General features: G+C 61.8%; 1 protein-coding gene and 1 pseudogene. Both read right to left on the minus strand.

Features of this window, described 5'->3' with window-relative positions; translation table 11 throughout:
- Nucleotides 1-277 precede the first annotated feature (277 nt).
- Nucleotides 278-616, minus strand: a complete 339-nt coding sequence (locus HU767_RS28380; protein ID WP_014335964.1) for a hypothetical protein — start codon at nucleotides 614-616, stop codon at nucleotides 278-280.
- Nucleotides 617-796: 180 nt separating this feature from the next.
- Nucleotides 797-5,379 (minus strand): annotated as a pseudogene (locus HU767_RS28385) (LapA family giant adhesin); the annotation flags it as partial.

Below are 5,379 nucleotides of genomic sequence, written 5' to 3' on the forward strand. Positions count from 1 at the left end.
AGCGGGAGCAAGCTCCCTCGCCACAAAAGCTTTCCCAGCCATCACGGTACAGATTGATCCGCGGTAAACACTGTGGGAACGAGCTTGCTCACGCATTAGTGCAAGCAGACCTACCGCCATCGCGAGCAAGCTCGGCTCCCACAGGATCGGCGGTGGACATTGATCTTATAAATGACCAAAACCTGTGTGGGAGCGAGCCTGCTCGCGAAGGCGTCCGCCCAGAAAACCCAAAACCCTCGCCACAGGTGCTGTGTACTGCCTGGAACGACGTGGCAGGCTAGATCAACCCCTTCTCATCATCATCGATCAACCGACTCAACCCGCCCAAGGCTTCACGGGCCTGGTTGCGATCCATCAACTTGGCCTGGGCCGCCGGTGGCAGATCGGTGACGCGGATGACGCCCTTGCTGGTCAGCACCTGGATCAAGTCATCGAGCACCCGAATCATTTCCAGGTCGCTTTGCTTGAGTTGCTTGAGGCTGTTTTCCACCGCCTGGTTGGCGAACCAGTCCTGGATCTCGTGGTTGTCGGCCGGCAAGGTCTCGGTGGCCTCGGCGTAGGCGGTGGCTTCTACGCGCACCAGCAGGCCTTGTGCATCGCGTTGCACATAAAACATCGGGCATCCCTCATGTATGAAGCGGCGTCATGCTGGGCAGCATAGGCCAACTTGGGGGGGAGTATGAACACTTATCCCGTGGCGAGGGAGCTTGCTCCCGCTTGAGTGCGCAGCAGCCCTAAAAAACAGGGGCGCTTCGCGCCCCAGCGGGAGCAAGCTCCCTAGCTACGGGTGTCAGCTTCAGCTGTTGTTGTGATCGATCTTGATGGTCGGGTCGCTGCCGGCGATCAGCGTGTTCAGGTTCATGTTCGACCAGTTGTTGCCCTCAAGCTTGATCGTCACGTCCGGCGTCGCCGCACCGTTGGCCGCATTGAACTGGCCGGTGGTGCTGACTTGCAGGGATGACACGCCATCGACCGTGCTGATTTTCAGGAAGTGGTCGATGGTGCTGCCGGTTTCGCCCTGCAACAGGTCCCGCAGGTCAATCCGGTCACCGTCGGCGACCTTGAAGTCCTTGATCACATCATTGCCGGTGTCGCCGGACTTCCAGACAAAGGTATCGCCCCCCAGGCCACCGATCAGGGTGTCATTGCCCTGGCCGCCGATCAGAGTGTCGTTACCCGTGCCACCCAACAGGATGTCGTTGCCCTTGCCACCGTTGAGCGTGTCGTTGCCGCCCTGGCCGAAGATGATGTCGTTGCCGGCGCCGCCCAGCAGGGTGTCGTTGCCATCGTGGGCACCGGACACATCGAACGCGGTGTAGTGCTCGGTGATGTACTGGTGCACATTGCTGGTGGTGACCTTGCTGGCGTCCACGCCGCTCTGTTTGGCGACGAAGGCCTGGATGGCCTGGTAGCCCTCACCCGCAACACCATTGAAGCTCACCAGGTCGCCGAACAGGATGTCGTTGCCTTCGCCTCCGTTGACCGTATCGGCACCCGGCAGGGTCGCTTCGGTGTGGCCGATGATGGAGTTGGCCAGGTTGCTCGGGTCGATGTTGGTTTGCGGCTTGCCATCCGAGTCGTAGGGGGCGAGATCGGACAGGGTGACGCCGTTGTTCAGGCCGATGGCTTCAACGTTACTCAGACCTTTGAGCAGCGTGAAGCTGGCCGCTGAGCCGTCTGCTGCCGAGGAGTCGCCCCACCAGCCGCCGGCCTGGTTGGAGAATTCGAACGTGCCATTACCCTCGGCATGCACCGTGCCGACGTAGTTTTCATTCCAATTCTTGCCGTTCTTGATGGACAGGTACATGTCCCCATTTTCTTCGATGATGAATTTGTGTGTGCTGTCGATCGTCTGGGTGTAGTACTTGCCAACGGTGTAGTTGGCCGCGCTCAGGACGTCGTCGAGCTTGACGGTGCCGTACAACACTGGGTTCGGCTGTTCGCCGGACTGGTAGCGCGTTGGCTCACCGTCGGTGATGAAATACGTCAGGTTCTTCGCCCCGGTATTGCTCAGGGCCTGGGTGCTGTTGAAGAAGTTTGCGGTGGTCTTGAACACGTCTTCATAGTTGGTATTGCCGCCGGACACCATCGAGTCGAGCACGTTCTTGAGCAGTGTCAGCGCGTTCGGATCGTTGAGGTTGACCGCAACGTTCTTGTTGACCTGGTTATCGAAGTCCGCCAGGAAAATGTTCACAGTCCCTGAGTTGCTGCCCAGGCTCTGCTTGAGAGTGTTGAACACTTGGGTCAACGAGTTCTTCGCGGCGGCGACGGACGAGTCGCTCATGCTGCCGGAGCTGTCGACCATGAAGGCGATGTTGTAGTTGACCCCTGGCACGACGGTCAGCCCACCGATGTCGGCGACCACGATGTCGTTGCCATCGGTCCCCGTGACATTGTCACTACCGGACGTGGCGGTGATTGCGTTGTAAGTGGCCGGATACACCGTGACGGGAATCTGCGCCGTGCTGACCGCCGAGCCGCCAAGGGCTTCGGTGGACGTCGAGGTTACGGTCAGGTTGAACTGGCCGTGGTAGTAGGTCGGTGGGGTCAGGGTGAGGCTGCCCAGGTTCCAGCCGGTGACCGAGGCTTCGCCGTTGCTGCCCACGGTCGCGGTATGGCCGGCGCCGTCGGTCAGTACGCTGCCTTCCGGAATGCCACCGATCTTCACGCTCAGGCTTTCGGAGCCGTCGGTGTCGGTCAGGGCGGTGGTGATCTTCGACAGGTGCACGCTGGTGCCTTCGGCGCCTTCGTTGAGCTTGAAGCCGTCGTAGTAGCCTTCGCCGTTGGTGCCGTGCAGGTCGGAGACGGTCACGCCGGCGTTCGCCAGGTCGGTCACACCGGTGTAGAGCGGCACGCCGGCATTGCTCAGGTCCACTGGCGTGCTGCCGTTGACCGACAGGTTCACGTCGTAGCTGCCCGGGCCGGTCTGGTTGTGGTGGTAGATGTCCAGGGTGTAGTAGCCGCTGGCGGTTGGCGTGAACGAACCGTTCAACTGACCGCCCGCACCCCACGTGGTTGCCGCGGCGGTCTTGCCGCCGATGGTCACCAGCAGGCTGTCATCGCCCGTGCCGCTGAAGGTGTAGGTCTTGCCGGCCTCGAGGAAAATCAGCCCTGAAGTTTTCGACGCGGTGCCCGGATTGACGTTGCCGTCGTTCTGAACGTTGCTCACATTGGTGCTGCTGTTCGGCGTGCCGGCGGCATCGATCACCGACTTGAGCGTGCCGGACGGCGCGCCGCTGCCATCGGTGCCCAGGCCCGACAGGCCGGTCCAGACTTCCTTGATCAAACCGGTGGAGGTCACGTTGTTGCCGGCCACGTTGAGGCTCGGTGCGTCGGCGACCGGCGTGATGTCGATCTTCACGGTGCCGGTATTGCCCAGCGTCTGGCCGTCGGTTGGCTGGAAGCTGATTTGCGCGTAGTCGGCCTTTTGATCGCCCACGCCGGCCGGGTTGCCGTTGGCACCGGATTCGTTGGCATCGGGGGTGAAGCGCAGCTTGCCAGCGTCGATGTCCGCCTTGGTGAAGGTCTGGTTGTCGGCCACGTCCTTCCAGGTTGCGCCGTCCAGGTACTGCAACTTGCCGTCACCCGGCAGCCCGGTGATTTTCACACCTTGGCTGGCGGCGGCGCTGTCCACGTCGCTGATGCCGAACGTCGACCAGCCGAGGACCAGTGAAGTGTCTTCGGTACCGGTCACCGCGCCACCGGTGGCTACGGGTGAGTCGTTGACCCCGACCACGTTCACGGTGGTGGTCGCCGTGTTGGAATAGCTCGTGCCGTCGGTCACCGTCACGGTGATGACGCGCGGTACGGTGCTCGGATCTTCGCTGTTGTTGATGAAGCTGATGTTCTTGATCTGCTGCATGTAGTCGGCCAGCGTTGCATTGCCTGTCAGCGTCAGGACGACTTTGCCGTCGGTGCTGTTGGCGTTGATGCTGATGCCGTTGACGCTATTGCCCAGGTTCAGATGATCGCCAGGCTGACGGTTGGTCAGCACGATGGTGGCGCCGGTCAGCATGGTGCTGTCCGGGTCGGTGATCTTCAGGTCGGTGTCGCCGATGGACACGCCCGGGCCGGTGGTGCCTTCGGTAAAGGTCACCTGGTAATCGGCACCGGTCTTGCCGCTGGAGTTGTTGGCGTCCAGGTCGAGTACCGGCGGTGCATCGTTGTCGATGATCGAGGTGCTGACGCTGCCATTGGTGCCGCTGACCGCCAGGTGCTCGAAGTTGCCACCGGTGGCCGAGTCGATCCTGACCACGAAGTTTTCGGTGCCTTCGGTGATCTTGTCATCCAGCGTCGCCACGTTGAAGGTCGCGCTGGTGGCGTTGGCCGGGATCTTCACGGTGTAGACACCGGTGAAGTCCGTGCCGTCGGCGGCGGTGCCGCTGTAGACGATCTTGAGCGTCACTTCGGTTTGCGCCGGGTTCGTCAGGCTGACGGTGTATGTCGCTGCTTGGCCTTCGGTGACCGATGTGCTGCCGGTGATGCTGACGCTGGTGTTGTCGACAGTGTCGCCCACGGCCGTCGACGCGCCGGTCTTATCGACTGCGATGGCTTCGAGGTTGCCCCCGGAGGCCGATTTGATCGTCTCGGAGATGGACGGCGCGCCGGTGTAGACATCGTTGCCAACGGCTACGTCCAAGATGCCCGAGCTTGCGCCAGCGGCGATGGTGATGGTCTTGCCGCTGTCGAGCGTGACTGTCACCGGACCGTTCTGTGCGGTGACGGGTTTGCCGTCAGGGCCGGTCAGGGTGGCGGTGTAGGTGATCGTGCCGTTTTCATTGACAGTCGGTGTGGCGGTCAACGTCACGGTGGTGGTGTCGTTGACGTCGCTGACCACGGTGCTGACTGGCGCGGTGTTTGGAGCGATGGCTTCGAGGTTGCCGCCGGATGCATCTTTGATCGACTCGGTGACGGTGGTTGGGCCTTGGTAGACGTCGTTTCCGACCGCGACATCCAACGCACCCGAGCTAGCGCCCGCTGCAATGGTGATGGTCTTGCCGCTTTCCAGCGTCACGGTGACCGGACCGTTTTGTGCCGTGACGGGTTTGCCGTCTGCACTGGTCAGGGTGGCGGTGTAGGTGATCGTACCGTTTTCGTTCACGGTTGGTGTGGCGGTCAACGTCACGGTGGTGGTGTCGTTGACATCGCTGACGACAGTGCTAACTGGTGCGGTGTTAGGCGCGATGGCTTCGAGGTTGCCACCGGATGCATCTTTGATCGACTCAGTGACGGTGGTCGGGCCTTGGTAGACGTCGTTGCCGACGGCTACATCCAACGCACCCGAGCTAGCGCCGGCAGCGATGGTGATGGTTTTGCCGCTTTCCAGCGTCACGGTCACCGGACCGTTTTGCGCGGTGACCGGCTTGCCGTCGGCACCGG

The organism is Pseudomonas sp. SWRI179 (assembly GCF_014268705.1).
Classification (GTDB): domain Bacteria; phylum Pseudomonadota; class Gammaproteobacteria; order Pseudomonadales; family Pseudomonadaceae; genus Aquipseudomonas; species Aquipseudomonas zanjanensis.

Coding starts and splice junctions, on each gene's coding strand:
- HU767_RS28380 (WP_014335964.1), bottom strand. CDS start 616: ATGTTTTATGTGCAACGCGATGCACAAGGCCTGCTGGTGCGCGTAGAA.